11 protein-coding genes and 1 tRNA gene are annotated in these 15,000 nt (G+C 40.6%); 2 read left to right on the top strand and 10 right to left on the bottom strand.

All coding sequences use genetic code 11. The features are described 5' to 3' along the window. Positions 1-116: 116 nt before the first annotated feature. The 7 genes from AC3CIA_RS07350 to AC3CIA_RS07320 all read right to left on the bottom strand — a co-directional run bounded on the left by AC3CIA_RS07350 (position 117) and on the right by AC3CIA_RS07320 (position 10,531). On the bottom strand, positions 117-1,661 hold the full coding sequence (locus tag AC3CIA_RS07350) for a class I SAM-dependent DNA methyltransferase (protein ID WP_488518793.1): 1,545 nt from the start codon (positions 1,659-1,661) through the stop codon (positions 117-119). Positions 1,662-1,837: 176 nt separating this feature from the next. Next, positions 1,838-2,947, bottom strand: a complete 1,110-nt coding sequence (locus AC3CIA_RS07345; RefSeq protein WP_488518792.1) for a hypothetical protein — start codon at positions 2,945-2,947, stop codon at positions 1,838-1,840. Between the two features lies 1 nt (position 2,948). Continuing rightward, positions 2,949-4,559 (bottom strand): restriction system-associated AAA family ATPase, encoded by a 1,611-nt coding sequence (locus tag AC3CIA_RS07340; RefSeq protein WP_488518791.1) that lies wholly within the window; start codon positions 4,557-4,559, stop codon positions 2,949-2,951. Further along, positions 4,556-6,292 carry a restriction endonuclease subunit S gene (locus AC3CIA_RS07335; protein WP_488518790.1) on the bottom strand — a complete coding sequence of 579 codons (1,737 nt, stop codon included), beginning with the start codon at positions 6,290-6,292 and terminating at the stop codon, positions 4,556-4,558. Before AC3CIA_RS07335 ends, AC3CIA_RS07340 begins: the two co-directional genes overlap by 4 nt. Further along, a complete protein-coding gene (locus AC3CIA_RS07330) occupies positions 6,289-9,129 on the bottom strand; it encodes a type I restriction endonuclease subunit R (RefSeq protein WP_488518789.1) in 2,841 nt (946 codons plus the stop codon). The genes AC3CIA_RS07335 and AC3CIA_RS07330 overlap by 4 nt, the downstream gene beginning before the upstream one ends. A gap of 28 nt (positions 9,130-9,157) precedes the next feature. Continuing rightward, on the bottom strand, positions 9,158-10,063 hold the full coding sequence (locus tag AC3CIA_RS07325) for a restriction endonuclease (RefSeq protein WP_488518788.1): 906 nt from the start codon (positions 10,061-10,063) through the stop codon (positions 9,158-9,160). A gap of 78 nt (positions 10,064-10,141) precedes the next feature. After that, the gene (locus AC3CIA_RS07320; RefSeq protein ID WP_017095389.1) at positions 10,142-10,531 is read right to left on the bottom strand and encodes a helix-turn-helix domain-containing protein; all 390 of its coding nucleotides are present in this window, start codon (positions 10,529-10,531) and stop codon (positions 10,142-10,144) included. Between the two features lie 131 nt (positions 10,532-10,662). Between AC3CIA_RS07320 and AC3CIA_RS07315 the strand changes: the two genes are divergently transcribed. Next, complete coding sequence (locus tag AC3CIA_RS07315; RefSeq protein ID WP_488518787.1) at positions 10,663-11,124, top strand: NlpC/P60 family protein; 462 nt, start codon at positions 10,663-10,665, stop codon at positions 11,122-11,124. 173 nt (positions 11,125-11,297) lie between these two features. Here the strand turns inward: AC3CIA_RS07315 and AC3CIA_RS07310 are convergent. Both AC3CIA_RS07310 and AC3CIA_RS07305 read right to left on the bottom strand, forming a co-directional pair. Continuing rightward, positions 11,298-11,374, bottom strand: a tRNA-Val gene (locus tag AC3CIA_RS07310). A gap of 264 nt (positions 11,375-11,638) precedes the next feature. Beyond that, on the bottom strand, positions 11,639-12,307 hold the full coding sequence (locus AC3CIA_RS07305; protein WP_004734944.1) for a DUF2726 domain-containing protein: 669 nt from the start codon (positions 12,305-12,307) through the stop codon (positions 11,639-11,641). A 272-nt stretch (positions 12,308-12,579) separates the two neighbouring features. Here AC3CIA_RS07305 and AC3CIA_RS07300 point away from each other — a divergent pair, with 272 nt between their 5' ends. Continuing rightward, positions 12,580-12,765 (top strand): hypothetical protein, encoded by a 186-nt coding sequence (locus AC3CIA_RS07300; protein ID WP_017089278.1) that lies wholly within the window; start codon positions 12,580-12,582, stop codon positions 12,763-12,765. 153 nt (positions 12,766-12,918) lie between these two features. On the opposite strand, the gene AC3CIA_RS07295 is transcribed toward AC3CIA_RS07300, so the two are convergent. Continuing rightward, entirely contained in the window at positions 12,919-14,883 is a 1,965-nt protein-coding gene (locus AC3CIA_RS07295) for a GGDEF domain-containing protein (RefSeq protein ID WP_428783431.1), read from the bottom strand. Positions 14,884-15,000: the final 117 nt, after the last annotated feature.

The raw sequence follows: 15,000 nt of genomic DNA, 5'->3' as shown, positions 1-15,000 counted from the left end.
TACATTTCAAGTGTTCATCAGAAAATTGTTCAGATTCTTGCAAACCTGTCCAATATACTGCTAGTGATTAAATGTAGGCAAGGAATAATTGCCTACATTTATACTCAGCACTAAGTTTATTCAGAAGCTGAAACTGGTAATCCAGCTGCAACATCTTTAAAGGCAGCCAACGCAGCCTCTAGGTGATCTATAATCTCTTGCTGCAAAATATCAGGCGCTGGCAAGTTATCTAAGTTGTCTAGGCTATCATCTTTAAGCCAAAAAACATCTAAACTAGCTTTATCACGATTGATTAGTTCATCGTACGCGTAGTATTTGAATCGCTCTGTCTCTTGACGTTCATGACGATTATCAGGGTTATAACACTGAATAAAGTCTTTTAGGTCGCTCAACATCATTGGGCGTTGTTTGAGTGTGAAATGTTTATTAGTTCTTAAGTCATAAAACCAAATACCTTTGGTATGGACTTTTTCATCACGAGAAGCATTATCAAAAAACACTACGTTTGCTTTAACACCATGGGCATAGAAGATACCTGTTGGTAATCGTAGAATCGTATGTACATCGCAGTTGTTTAGCCACTTACGGCGTATACGCTCACCTGCCCCACCTTCGAATAACACGTTATCAGGCAGGACTACTGCAGCTTTACCGGTATCCTTCAAGCTTGAAACTATATGCTGTAAGAAGTTTAATTGTTTGTTGGTGGTTGTAGCCCAGAAGTCCTGACGCTCGTAGGTTAGAGCATCCTTATCTTCACCACCTTCAGCATTAGTGATGGTCATACTGCTTTTCTTACCAAAAGGAGGATTGGCTAGTACATAGTCAACCTTATCTTCCCCTTTAATAGGCGTCAGCAATGCATCAGCTCGCTCTACTTCTGGCTCACCATCAATACTACCGATATTGTGAAGGAACAAGTTCATAAGACACATGCGGCGAGTAGATGGAACAATCTCATTACCACGGAAGGTTTTGTCACGCAAAAACTTCACTTGGTCTTTGTTTAACTTTGATTTTGCTATGGTACTTTCGTCATGCTTTGATGGATTCCAATGGCTCATTCCCTTTTCAATCCACTGTTCGTCGCCATAGGTGATCCAATCACTAGCCGTTAGGAAGAATCCACCTGTACCACAAGCTGGGTCGGAGATAGTTTTCTTAGGCTCTGGACGAACACAAGCCAACATTGCATCAATCAATGCACGAGGCGTAAAGTACTGGCCTGCGCCACTTTTTGTATCTTCCGCATTTTTCTGCAATAGCCCCTCGTACAAATCACCCTTAGCGTCTGAATCTAAGCTTATCCAGTTTTCATCGTTAATCATTTTAACAATACGGGCAAACTTAGCAGGATCAGGTATCTTATTTTCAGACTTGTAGAAAATAGCACCAATCATACCACTTTCTTTTGCTAAGTTTTTTAACACCTTACGGTACTGTTCTTCTAGCTTCTCGCCTTTTAACCCCTGCAACGTTTCCCAGTTGAACTCTGTGGGAACTTTGGTATCCCTTGAATAGGGGGGCTGGGCATACTCATGCGCCATTTTTAAAAACAGTAGGTATGTAAGCTGCTCTAAGTAGTCACCATAACCTACGCCGTCATCACGCAATGTATGACAGTAATTCCAAACTTTTTGTACTAATGCTGGTGCATTCATTTTTACCATCCAAACCTGATTGACTGCATTTTGGTTCACTACAGCCTAAAGATGAGATTATACCTATTTTGTGCAGAGTTAATTGTCTCTTTTACTCTGTTCAGGCGCTTAAAAAAGAGCTCTAGCTCAATTTTACACACAGTATGAGCTAAAACTATTGCTCTGGAAATTGCTCGTTAAGCAGCCTCAATATCTTGAATCTCTTGTTGCCCTAGAACTGCTATTCTTATCAAGCTTACTATTCTAGGGTTATTTTCATTATATTCTCTCAGCAAGAAGCTGAAGACTAAAGGCTCAAGAAAGCCTGCAAGGCCAATACTAGGATTATCGTCTTTATCTTCTTGATAATAAGCTAGTTGTTGTCCAATTTGCTCCGGGGTTAGGGCGCTCTCCAAATAGCCACGCTGCCTATCCTTACGGCATTTTTCTGAAAAGCCCCATAACCATTTGTCAAAGTACACATTTAATATATCTCGCTTATAACGAATGCGAATATCAAACACAGAATCCCAAGTTTCAGCTTCTTCGACGTTAGTAAGAAAATCAATATTCCAATCAAATTTAATAGGAAAGCTATCTTCAACAATTGTTGTTTGATTTAAAGTAATTTCAGGTGCGGTACAGTTGTAAGGATCAAAGGCTCTTCTTAAACCATTTTGAATAACGTCTTTGTCTTTTTTGTAATCACGATTACAACAACGACACATGGGAACTAGATTTCTTAAATTAGCCGCGCAAAATGGATAAATACTTTTTGCTAGATAATGGTCTTGGTCTTGAGCTGTCTCTTCTGGATTCATCACTCTTTCTATCCCACAAAACGGACAGATTTTATCTGATAAACTACTAAATATAGTGAGATATTGATCAGCCCTGACATTAAAATCAGTCAGTTTTCCAAAACAAAACACAAATAAATCTTTAGCTTTTTCATGAATTAGAGGGTGGGTTTGGTTTAACACTCGAGTTTGTAGTGTTCGGTTTAGTAGGTTAGCAATTTCATTCTGACTTACAAGCGTGGCCAAAACCACATCACGGTCAGGCGAAACAAGGTTGGCATATACATCTTTAAATGCAAACAGACGATTTTTCACTCCAGATGACCCAATTAACTTATCTTTGTTCTGCCCTGCTAACTGTGCGGAAACCAAGTCCCGCCAAACAGCCTGAGTGTTTGCTATATTTTGCCCTGCATTTAATTTGCCATGAATGTCTCGGATTATTCCAACAATAGCACCGTGTAACCAGTTATCTTCAGTAGCAGCAATGGGGTAGCTTCTTAACATGTTACTGGCTTTCCTTCGCTTTTAACAATCTTATTCTATCTGCAAGATACATACGCTCCACAGAATCACCCAACCGAGAAATCCCCTGCTGTATCATTTCAAGATCATCCGATTTCAATAAGTGCTCAATTTCACTTTTTGGTAAGTCAGACATTGGAGGTGAAATACTGAAACATTCTTCAAGGATTGTATCAAACGTACTCCCGTACGTTTGAATATTAGGGTTTCGGGATTCTATTTTTCCAGTTGTAGAATCTTTTTTAAATATTAAAACATTGTCGCTTTGCATATCTGAAGGAACAAACGGTGAATGCGTTGTAATTAGGCATTCTTGTTGTGATGCTAAAACCCCTGACGAGCGTTTACCTTCATTGGTACATTGTTCTTTATTTGTTGTCGGAAGGTTCATAATTTTTGATATGAACTCCACCCGCCACTTTGGATTGAAGTGACTTTCAGGCTCATCCATTAAAAATAACGCATTAGGGTAATCAACCATACAAAGAGTGCCTAATAGTTGAGCCAACTGATGTTCACCATCAGACAGTGATACATAGTCAACAGGAGTATTAGACTTGCTGGACAAGAACTTTATTTTCTCAAACTTAAACACTTTATCACTATCGACCGGCTCAACTAACCTAGAAGAAAAACCTTTTTCATAAGGATCTTGTTTAAAAACTCCATTACCCTTAATCATCAAGTCATTGAGCATAGATAGCTTATGAAAATCAGAATAAAGCTTTAGAGCGTCTTTTCCCCAAAAATGGTTGAAAGCTAAATAGGTGTTATTTTGAACAAGAAAATCAAAAGTATAAGTCTTTGTCTTGGCTTCGTAGTTCGAGCAAGTACAACATTTTGACAGGTTATCAATCGATTCCTGTAATTCGTTAGTTAATAAGATCCCACCTTTACCGGGTGCTCCAGGGTGGTTTAATTGAACAATACATCGGAATGAATGTAGTTCGTTCAACTTTGGTTCCGCCAATAAATACTTCCTTGCTTCATTGTCATTTTGCAACAGGTTAGCTATCAATACTTCCAGACTAGTCCCATAATCAATAAGCATTAGCTTCGAATCTTTGATGACTTTGTTTTTGTCGCCTTTAGGCATTGCACTTGTAGCTACTTCTCTTGCATATCTACTACGGCTAGCATAAAAGGGTCTACTTAACGTCTCATTATCACCTGACGTATAACCTACAACTATAGAAGGTAAATATTTTTCAATCAGCTCAGGCTCAACGTCTTTCCATTCTCCATCACTAAACAATTTCAGTGATAGATTTATTTTGTTACGTACTTTTTCTGTTGCTAGCAACAATCTACTGTACGTAGTATTACTAGAAGAAATATAATACTCCAACTCAAATTCTAACCCATTATTCACCTTTGTCTTTTCTTCTTCTGGTAAGAAGGTTGCGAATGCTAACTGACATATTTCCGCAATAATTTGCAAGACTTGAGATTTACCTGTGCCATTGGGGCCAATTAAACATAATGGTGAAAAAGTATCCGTTTCAATTAGACCATTACGAAATTTTATTGTAACGTGGTTAAGTAAACCACCACAGGTATCAGCATCTATAATTTTCAGCCTAACGAGTTTCATTTGCCTTCCTTTACGAATTTAATTGAATCAATTTCCTTATCAAATACTTGGCTAATTAACGGCTTATCTTCACTCAACATGTCAAATATGCAATTTTTTAACTGATCATAATCACCTTGAAAAGCCTTTTGTAATTCTCCAAAGGTAAAACTACTTTTTTTATAGTCACTCACCCACTTAGCAATGTTATCTCTAGTGATTTTTTTCATAGTTTGCACTTTCTTTGTTCGTTTAGGTTTGGCTATCTTTGCAAGCTCTTCACGTTCTGTTTTTATTTTTTCGAGTAGTGTAGAGGCAGGTTCATCAGTAGGATCTTGTGGGACCAATTGTCCTAAAAATGCTGACTTTAAGATATTTTTCCTCTGAGCATTTGACTGCTTAAGAGCAAAAGATATATCAGATAATTTTTTATCCGCATTTTCAAATTCTTCTGATAAATAGTTACCTATAAACGCCATTTCTTCTAACGATGAAATTGCTATTGGCATTTTTTGCACCAACGACTTATTTAACGCAGGTTGATTATTCCCACTACTTCCACTCCGTGTTTTCTCATACTGAGACCATAACCAATAGAATACGTATTCGGATGATATTCCAGACTCAGGTACCCAGAGTGCTGCACAATTCTGGTTATTTGCGGCATCAATATCCAAAATCGCTGATTGACCGCGAGTTTTTCCTTCTCCAATCATCCCTAAAAGCACCGATCCTTTAGGGTTAATTTGAGTACTACTGTTGTTTAGGCCGTCCTCAGTAATTTTTTCTTTGGTATCTTTAACTCTCCCAAATTGCACTTCCCCAGAGCTAGCCCACGGAATCTCACCTCCCCAATAGCTTAATTGCTTTCTACTTGGAGTAGCACCTACCTCTACACTAAAGCACTGACCTAAGCTCGCCCACACCCAGCCATCTGGTAACTCTGGTAAACCTTCGACTTCCGGACTTGTCGGCTCAGGGTATTTAGCCTGCCAATTTTTAGGTGGCTTTTTATCTTTGGCTTTAAACTCAGCTAGTTTTTGCTTTTCCCAAAGCTCACGCCGCTCGGTAAGGATTCGATCTAATAATTGCGCACCTGTTTCCTGTAAATTTCCGCTGTTAGTCTCGCGCCATTGCTGCGTAAGCGAGCCTTCAACTGCACTTTTTAATAGCGATTGACGATATTGAGTGAGCTTTATTTGTGCAGATTTGAGTTCTTTGACGCCAGTATCAAGTTCGGAAAATAACTCTTCCAGTTTGTCTATTATTCGATTTTGTTCATTGGATGGTGGAAGCGGGATATCTCTACTTAATACATCTTTAGAACGAACTGCTGGGTAACTTACACCTCTTTGCAGTGGGACTATTTCTTGTAAGAACTGATCACTACGAACAAAATAAAACAAAAAATTCTTGTTTATTCCTTCATTTGGTCGTAGTACACAAAAGCCTGTAGAAGCTATTGGATTCATCAAGTTAGTTGGTACCATCGCAATAGCTTGCAAATATGGTCTAACAGTTGAGTATATAGTGTCTCCAGGAATAACAACTTGGCGTGCCCTTGAAGGAGCATCAACACCTAAGAGTACTTTAGGTTGCTCTATAAGACCCAACTCATTGTTTATTGACCCAATATCTAAATATGAAATCTCTTTTTGAGGAGTATCACTTGGGTTCAAAGTATTTACAGGCGTCGTGACTTCTTCTAGCCTAGCCAGTACCCATCCAGAAGGATAATTTTCTAATTCACTCACGCAATTAATTCCTGATTCATTTCAGCCAATAGGCTATCTAATTCGTTATCTTGGCCGTTTTTGCTTGCATTGTTAACGACAAATTGTCCCCATGCTTTTTGTAAACCTCCGTGATCGGAAAACGGGCTGTAGTCAAAGTCATCGCGTTCAATAAAGCAACTGGCGGAAATATGATCTTTGATCAAACGCAGCCACTGGGTCTGCTGCTCGGTAAATGCTGTGGAGCGTTGGGCATTGTGGCGGAAGATCCATTTTTTAAACTTGGCGTCTACCTGTTCAGCAAAAGGTTTCAACTCTGTATCTAAACCAATAGCAAACCTAATTAGCGAGATTATATCTGTTAGTTGGCGTTTGGTGTCTGTTTTCTTCTTATTGCTGCTGTCACTTTGATTAAGCCGCTCATAAGCAGTCCAGAGTTTTTCTGTTGTTAGCAACAACGGTGGCTTACTTAACGCTTGGTGCAACTCATCTAACATAGCGAATGTTAACCCCCTACGTTGATAAGGTTGCTGGTAGAAGAAACTTAAAGCTTGGATATCATCTTTATACTGTTCAATAAAGTCTTTAAAGGTTTGAATAACCTTTTCAGCATCATCCGCGGCTTGGCTGCTGTAACCAGAATAGGTGACAGTATCTAGATTGATGTGATCTATAAGCTGTTCACGGTCACGACGAGCAGATTCAATTACGTCGCGTGTTTCTGGATTATCAAAACTTTGGCACGCTTGATCGACAAGTTGTTCTTTGGCTGTTTGACGCTCACTATCTGTTAGAGTTTCTTCACTACGTGTGATCCCAGCCTCTTTCGCATTGGTCAATGCTTGTTTAGTGATAGCGTCTGGGTCAATCGCGGTGAGTAGTTCTCTGGCTAGCTGTGGTAATGGTTTACCTGCTAGCTTTTCTACTTTATCTAACCCCCGCTTATCGAGCTGCTTAGATAAGCGCGTTAAACGGCTGGCTAAACTTTGGATTGTATCATCGTCTCGATGCCCCATCGCCACGCCTTGCAATAAGTCTTTCATTGACAGATTTGGTACTTTTTCTAGAGGTCTGCTTTCTGTTTTTAGGGATTTCTCTACCCCAACAGCATCAATGAGAACAAAACGGTCCTTATCGGTAGTCGCGCTTTTGCTGACGTTATGTAGGTCCTCATAGCTTAGACTACGAACACCACGACCTTTCATTTGCTCGTAATAGCCTTTGCTGCGTACGTCTCGCATAAAGAGCAAGATTTCGAGTGGCTTTACATCGGTCCCCGTTGCAATCATATCAACGGTAACCGTGATCCTTGGGTTAAAGTCGTTACGAAAGTCATTGAGAATACCATCAGGATCTTTTGCGCTATAAGTTACCTTTTTGCAGAATTCGTTGCCCTGACCATATTCTTCACGCACAATCTGAATGATGTCATCAGCATGACTGTCTGTTTTAGCGAATATAAGTGTTTTTGGCACTTCCTTACGATTAGCAAATATCTCTGTTTCAACCGCCCTTTTCATCGCCTTTATTACTTGGCGAATTTGACTTTTGTTGACCACCGAACGGTCGAGATCTTTGCTAGTGTAATTGCTATCTTCTTCGGCCTGTGCCCAACGTTTTTTACGGGTAAGTTTATCTCGGTGATCGAGCCACTCTTTAGCTTTTAGCTCAGCACCTTTGTTACCAATTTCAGTTTCTATCTCATAGACGTCGTAGCCTACGTTCACACCATCGAGAACCGAATCTTCATAGCTGTATTCAGCAACAATATTTTCATTAAAGAAACCAAAAGTACGCTTGTCTGGTGTGGCGGTTAAACCAATGGTGAAAGCATCAAAGTAATCAAGTACCTGTTTCCATAAGTTGTAAATAGAGCGGTGGCATTCATCGACGATAATAAAGTCAAAGGTTTCGATAGGTACTGCTGAGTTGTACTTAACCAACTTGCCCTGTTGTTGGTTTTGTTTAATTTCATGTAAAGATACATCTTCGGCACTTTCATCAATAGGCTTGCCGCTCAAGATAGAGTACATGCGTTGAATGGTACAAATACACACTTCAGCCGCGTCGTCTATTGTGCTGCTGTTTAAGCGCTGAACAATGTGATTCTCATGGAAGAAGGTTTGTTTACCTTGCGGTTTAAATGCATGAAACTCTTGCTGTGCTTGTTTACCTAAGTTTCGAGTATCTACCAGAAAGAGTATACGTTTCGCACCACCATGATTAAGTAAACGGTAGACCGCATTAATAGCAGTAAAGGTTTTGCCTGCACCTGTTGCCATGTGTATCAGCGAACGTGGTCTATTTTCAGACAGCGATATCTCAAGCCCTGTAATAGCATTTACCTGACAATCACGTAGAGTCGCTTTCTCCAATTCCGGCATACAGTTTTTTAAACTATAACGTAATGAGTTTTCTTGTTTGGACCACGTCTGTAGGGTCTCTGGTTTGAAAAAGTGGAAAAGTTCACGTGCTCTCGGGGCTGGATCTCTCAAATCAGTAAAATGAATAACTTGGCTTGTTGCTTCAAATAGAAATGATAAAGGCGCTTCTTCTTTTCGGAACTTGATTTTACTAGTGGCATAGCGAAGCGTTTGCTCTTCCACCTGTGAAAGAATCGTTTCGTCTTTTTTAGCTTCGATAACACCAACAGCGAGACGGTTAACGAATAACAAGTAATCGGCACTATCTGTATATTGCCCTTTCCCACTGTCAATTGGATACTCGCGGACCGCTACGCCCAAGCCTTCGCCAAGATTCACCTTGGGCCAGGTCTGTATTTTCCAGCCTGAGGCCTTCAATTGCTCATCAATTGATAAGCGCGCCTGCGTTTCCGGTTTTAGTCCGTCAATATCCATAATCTAATCCCAAGCTTTGTTTCATTGATTAACTTTCGAAAAACTCTTCGTCAATTTTTTTCAAATGCAATACATCTTCATCACGGCTGCCAATGTTGTATCGCAACATCAACTTAGCCAACTCTTTACCATTAATAAGCACTATGCGCATCCCCAAATCTTTAGCTGTTTGTATGGCTGAAGAAGTAAATTCGGATGTAGTGATGAAAATGCCTTTTTGTGCTTTCTTCAGACTAAGCGCACCAAAGAAGTCTCGAATTTCACCTGCCCCAACGTTATTGCCATCAGCATAACGCTTAGCCTGGATGTAGACCTGATCAACACCAAGTGGATCTTGATTGATTACGCCATCAACACCGTTATCACCGCTCTTCCCAAGCGTATGGGCCATTCCCTCATCGCTTCCGCCATAGCCCATTGCTAGTAGCAGATCAATAAGTAGTTGTTCAAAGAAGGCTGGAGATACTTTACGAGTACGCGACAAAATATCTGACGCTAAGGCATCGTTAATCTGCTTGTAAGCTGCTCTTAGCACTTCATCTGGCGTCGCATCATTATCAGACACAGTTGTATCTTCGACTTTGTCTGAATCACAGTTTTTTTGTTTAGTGAACGCATTGAAGTCATCAAAACGTTTAAGGTATTGGTTATTGATCTCTTCGCCACTATTTAGGGCTTCTTTCCCCAAGTCTGTTATCACGAAGTGACCACGCCTTACGGAATCCAAAAGCCCAGCTTTGGCTAAATAAGTTTTGGCCCATCCAACTCGGTTGGTAAATGCAGCTTGTCGCCCACTAGGAAGAAGCTCTGTTCTCTCGTCTTCAGACAGATTGAATTGCTCAGCTAGCAAGTCTATGACGTTGCTAAGCTTAACTTCTTCATTTTTGGCAGCCTCTAACACTGGCTTCATTAACTCTTGATAACTTGGAAGCACTACAAACCCTAACCATTTGACTTTTAGTTTCGGCAATATACCCGAATATACAATCAGTTACATTGATATACGTTACGTTTATTTAGACTTACCAGCGAGTCCAATTATCAATGCACCTAAAGCGGCTCCCGCAATGAAAGTACCGACATTGCTTCCCTCTTGAGATTTAGCCTTTGTCGTATTACCTCTCGGTTGAGACTGAACGGCTACCTGTTCACTTTTTTGAAGGTTGTTCACCGTATTCACAACAGAGTGGAATAGTTCTTCTGGAGCTATACCAAGAGCTTTCGCACATTCGAACATCTGATCAACGGAAAACGTAGATTTTCCAGACTCCAAACGGCTATAACTCGCTTGTGAAAGCCCCATCATGTCAGCCAAAACGCTCTGCTCAACGCCTAACTCTTTTCGCTTATTCGCAACGACTACGCCCAAAATAGATGAATATGAAACCATTTTATCTTGCATTTTCACCACCAATAACAAAAAAACACTTGATCAATTAAGTGCATAGGCATAAGTTAAATGAATTGATATACGTTTTACGCATTTCAATGTTAATTTTGAATACACATACTTTAAATCAGAAAGGAAAAATTATGAAGAATAATCTTAGTATTGGTGATCTACTTTATCGTTCAAAGCTGCTCGTGGAGCATGCTGGAATTTATCTAGGAAAAGGGCGAGTGCTTCACAACTCTCCAGATGGAAATGTAGAAATTTGTACCTTAGAAGAGTACGCACATGGGAAACCAGTGAAAGTAGTCTTAAGCCATTTAAGTGAAGAACAGAAAAATGAACTGTTTTATCAAGCAGAGCTGTTGATCAAGAAAGCTAAAAAATATGGGTTGTTAGCAAACAACTGTGAACATCTAGCTTCTACAGTGCTACATGGCAAGCCATCAAGCGAACAGCTACAAGCGGCAGGTCTTGGCGCTGTTGCAGGCTTACTTTTGGCTAGCTGCAATCAATCAAGAAACTCACTGTTGTATATGCTAGCAGGTGGACTTATTGGGTGCATCGCTATCAATGCGGCTCGTCAATATGATCGTGTTTTATAAATGGGAAGTTATAACACTCCGCTCTTTTCAAATCAGCAGAATGCCATACGTTCGCGTTTACTATTATATAGCCACACTTTGTCTCTATATACTTTCGATCGTAGGACCGGAGTTACAGGCACAAAAAAGCCCACACTAGGTGGGCTTTTTTGCTTGTTCATAAAGAACGAATTTGGTGCCCGCTACTGGACTCGAACCAGTGACACCTTGCATGTCATGCAAGTACTCTAACCAACTGAGCTAAGCGGGCAATGCTTTGAAACTTAACTAACCGCTTTACTAAGTGGCTAACGCTTCAGAACGAGATGGATAATAACGAGTGAATGGGTAGCGTGCAAGGATAAATTTGCACAAAACGGTTCGTTTGCTTTTAAAAACAACAATCAGAATAAATTTTAAACACAAAGCAGATCAACGGCTTGAAGTAGATCACATTTCGCCTCTAGTTCAATAGCTATATACATCTGCCTGTTTCGTGTCTTACCCCTCTGATAAAGTATTTTAACTCAAGATATTAGTTAGAATCTTCATCCACATCGAATACAACATTGTAGTTCTCTGTATACGTACAGTTTGGCTGACGGCTACAAGTGAAGAATCGTCGGCCTTTGTAATCGCCTTGGCTGGCCAGTTTGATGATCATCGGGCTGCCGCACTTCTTACAGAATCGAACTTCTTTTGATGGCTCGATTAAATCGATGTGTGCTGCCAGTAACCTCTTCAAACGGCTCACTTGGTAGCTGTGTTTAATAGATGCACCAATCAGTGGCAAGCCTGCCGATTTACACACGTGGATCAGTAGCTTTTCTCGATCGGCCTTTCCCTTGTTGAGCTCTTTGCCGTTATCAAGTTCGATGATCACGCGGGGCTCTAACGTTCGCGGGTCACAGACGACAAAATCAAAGTAGCTACGTGAGATTTTGTTGTTGGCGATAAACCAATTCTTTTTGTTGTTCGCCTTAGCAGGAACAAGAACGTTCGACATGCTGACCTTGGCAAACACTTCGCCATGGTTACCCACCGCGGATTTAAGTGCGTTATAAAATGTCGCCTGTTGCGCCGACATCAACGACCCTTTTTTCTGATAGGCATGATCTTTGGTATCGTCATGCTTCACTAGATACTTTTGGATAAAGTAAAAGAACACAACCAGAACAATTACAACGATAAAGATATTAGTCATTTTCCAACACAATCACGTCTGTATAGGGATTAAGAGAGTGGCTAGCGTATGTAGAAAAGCCTCACGTGGCAAGCAAAAGAGCGATAGTTGCCAACCAGAATCACGACCTTTGAATGCTGTAATCACCAAGAGGTCGCTCATACGCTAGACACACCTCTCCTATTTGGTAATCAAATCATCAATTACACTCTAGATTGATTTAGATCAATTTACCTAAATTTGTGATCAACTAGTCTGAAAAACGTTAGGCAAATGTTAATAAGGAAATTGATATGGAACTCAAACAAGACCCAAGATGTTATACGGACGTATGTGTAGACGGTAAATGGTTCCACTATGACCACTGCGGAACTCGAGCTTATATGTTAAAAGGCGGTGCTTCCGCGGTGATTGAACTGGCAAAAGAACCGGCTACAGAGGGCGAACTGGTTGAAATGCTGCAAGGTGCCGCTAAATAACTCATTTAGAAAATGTTGATATAAATAAACTCGACATATCGCTAAGTAAACCCCACTTCTCACTCAAATTTTGATATTAGCGATCTCAGAGTGTTCCAGAAGCCATTCTTATCTCACGAAGATCAGAATGGCTTTTTGTTTCCTGATTAGCGATTAACTTTCAGCGATGATGACTTGATTCCTACCCGACTCCTTCGCTTGATATAATGCATCATCCGCGGCTTTGAGGTACTTCTTGTAAGTATCTTGATTGAGTTGCTCATGAGCAATACCAATCGACGCTCCTATCGATGTGGTGAGGTCTAAAGAACCGGAGTGCGTATCAATTGGCGTTTCAGCAATGCCTAAACGGATAACGTTCAATTGTTGTTCAGGATCGACGGATCCAGATAGCAACAGGACAAATTCTTCACCACCCCAGCGAGCCACTACGTCATTCGGAAGCAAATGTTGTTTAACGCGCCTTGCGACTTCCACTAATACCTCATCACCAACATCATGTCCAAAGGTGTCATTAACGCGCTTAAAGTGGTCAAGATCTAAAATAACTAAACTGATTCCAAACCGTGAAGTATTAAATGTCATTGGCTGAGTTAACAACTGCTCTAGATAGCGTCGGTTGTATAAACCCGTTAGCGCACACGTTGTAGATTGGGTGACCAACGCTTTATTTTTACTTTGAATGCTGCGAAGCCTTATCAACAACAATGCGACACTGATCATCACCATTATTCCCAACGCGACAACAATTCGATTTCGTAACTGCTGCTTATCTAACGTCAGCTCACCAAGCTCTTTTTCTGCGTTAAGCAGTTCATTTTCTTGGGCTAATGATGCCGTGGTGAAATCTTGCTCTAGTAAAAAGATATCGCTCTGACGCTTATCAAACAACAGCGCTTTGTTACCTTTGTAGTAGAGTTTAAAGTAACGAAGTGCGTTTTCGCTGTCGCCTCTCGAATCGTAATATTCAGCAAGTGTTCTTAAACCGAGGACTTTCCAACTGCGAGTACCCACAACGTCGAACATTGCAGACGATCGCTTAAGATCAGCGAAGACAAAATTATCTCGGTTCAAACCGATATTTGCTAAGGCTCTGTTTAAGTAACACTGACCCAGTTGAAGTGTGTATTTGTCCACTCCCGGATATCTGAGACACAAATTTGCGACCTGCCGTGCTAACTCAAAGTTCTTTTCCGCCAACAACACATCACTCTCTGCTTTCAACAAGATGATTTTGTATCGCTCACTCACATTATCGCCATTGAGCTTAGCCGCACTTTGATACGCCTCTCGGCCTTTAACCAAATCACCACTGCGCAGATAAGCAAAAGACTCATTTACATGCAGCACACCGATGGTAGAAGCTTCGAGTAGTCCACTCTTGTAATAGAGTCTTTTAGCTCTTTTAATCAACTTGAGCGCTTTAGGCCAGTCTTCTAAATAGATATAAAGCAGTGCCATATTTGACACTAACTTACTATTATAGATGTGTTGAGGGTACTTCTTGCCAAGCTCTAAGCCTTTATGGAAAAAATATTGAGCTTCAGGAAAGTCATTGCGGATATTATTGATGACACCAGCCGTGTTATAGGCCTTAATCAACAACTCTTCATAGTGGAGTGATTCCGCGATATCTATCGCTGCTCTGATTTGGATTTCAGATTCCGCTAGCTCGCCCTTACTGATGTATTCGATCGCCAGTTCAACAAGAGATTGGGCCTTTAGCCAACCCATATGTTCGTGTTGTGCGAGTGTTTTAATCTGTCTGACGTATTCTGAAACCGCTTTGGTATCCAGCTTGTGCTGGGCGAGGTTCGACAAAATCATCAATTCATAGGCACGATAGATGGCTTTATCTTGATGGGGGAACTTAGCTCGTAGAGCCTCTAGTTGTTGGGCAGCTAGATTAGGATCACCACGAGACACATCGAGAATATCAATCAATGTAGCTCCGTATTGAGAGAGTAATAACTCTTTCTCTGGACTATAAACACTCGGATTTTCAGGGCGAATGTGCTTTAAATCATCGTCATAAGTTGGATAGAGCAAATACAGCCCCAGCACAACACTCATTAGCACCACTAAAAGGAATGAACCTAACACATTGTTTCTATTCATTTATCAGTGCCATTATTGATTACATTCCAATTTCATCGACGTTTTTTCAAAGCGGTTAAACATTATACCCGACAGATATACAGATTAAAATCCTGCGCATTGGAGAATCTGAGTTGG

Source organism: Vibrio sp. QJM3NY_27, from assembly GCF_057785955.1.
This window is presented reverse-complemented; position numbering and strand designations above follow the sequence as displayed.

What these genes read in the sequence shown, in the direction of transcription:
- AC3CIA_RS07350 (WP_488518793.1), bottom strand. Translation starts at nt 1,661, where the DNA reads ATGAATGCACCAGCATTAGTACAAAAAGTTTGGAATTACTGTCATACA.
- AC3CIA_RS07345 (WP_488518792.1), bottom strand. Translation starts at nt 2,947, where the DNA reads ATGTTAAGAAGCTACCCCATTGCTGCTACTGAAGATAACTGGTTACAC.
- AC3CIA_RS07340 (WP_488518791.1), bottom strand. Translation starts at nt 4,559, where the DNA reads ATGAAACTCGTTAGGCTGAAAATTATAGATGCTGATACCTGTGGTGGT.
- AC3CIA_RS07330 (WP_488518789.1), bottom strand. Translation starts at nt 9,129, where the DNA reads ATGGATATTGACGGACTAAAACCGGAAACGCAGGCGCGCTTATCAATT.
- AC3CIA_RS07320 (WP_017095389.1), bottom strand. Translation starts at nt 10,531, where the DNA reads ATGCAAGATAAAATGGTTTCATATTCATCTATTTTGGGCGTAGTCGTT.
- AC3CIA_RS07315 (WP_488518787.1), top strand. Translation starts at nt 10,663, where the DNA reads ATGAAGAATAATCTTAGTATTGGTGATCTACTTTATCGTTCAAAGCTG.
- AC3CIA_RS07305 (WP_004734944.1), bottom strand. Translation starts at nt 12,307, where the DNA reads ATGACTAATATCTTTATCGTTGTAATTGTTCTGGTTGTGTTCTTTTAC.
- AC3CIA_RS07300 (WP_017089278.1), top strand. Translation starts at nt 12,580, where the DNA reads ATGGAACTCAAACAAGACCCAAGATGTTATACGGACGTATGTGTAGAC.
- AC3CIA_RS07295 (WP_428783431.1), bottom strand. Translation starts at nt 14,883, where the DNA reads ATGAATAGAAACAATGTGTTAGGTTCATTCCTTTTAGTGGTGCTAATG.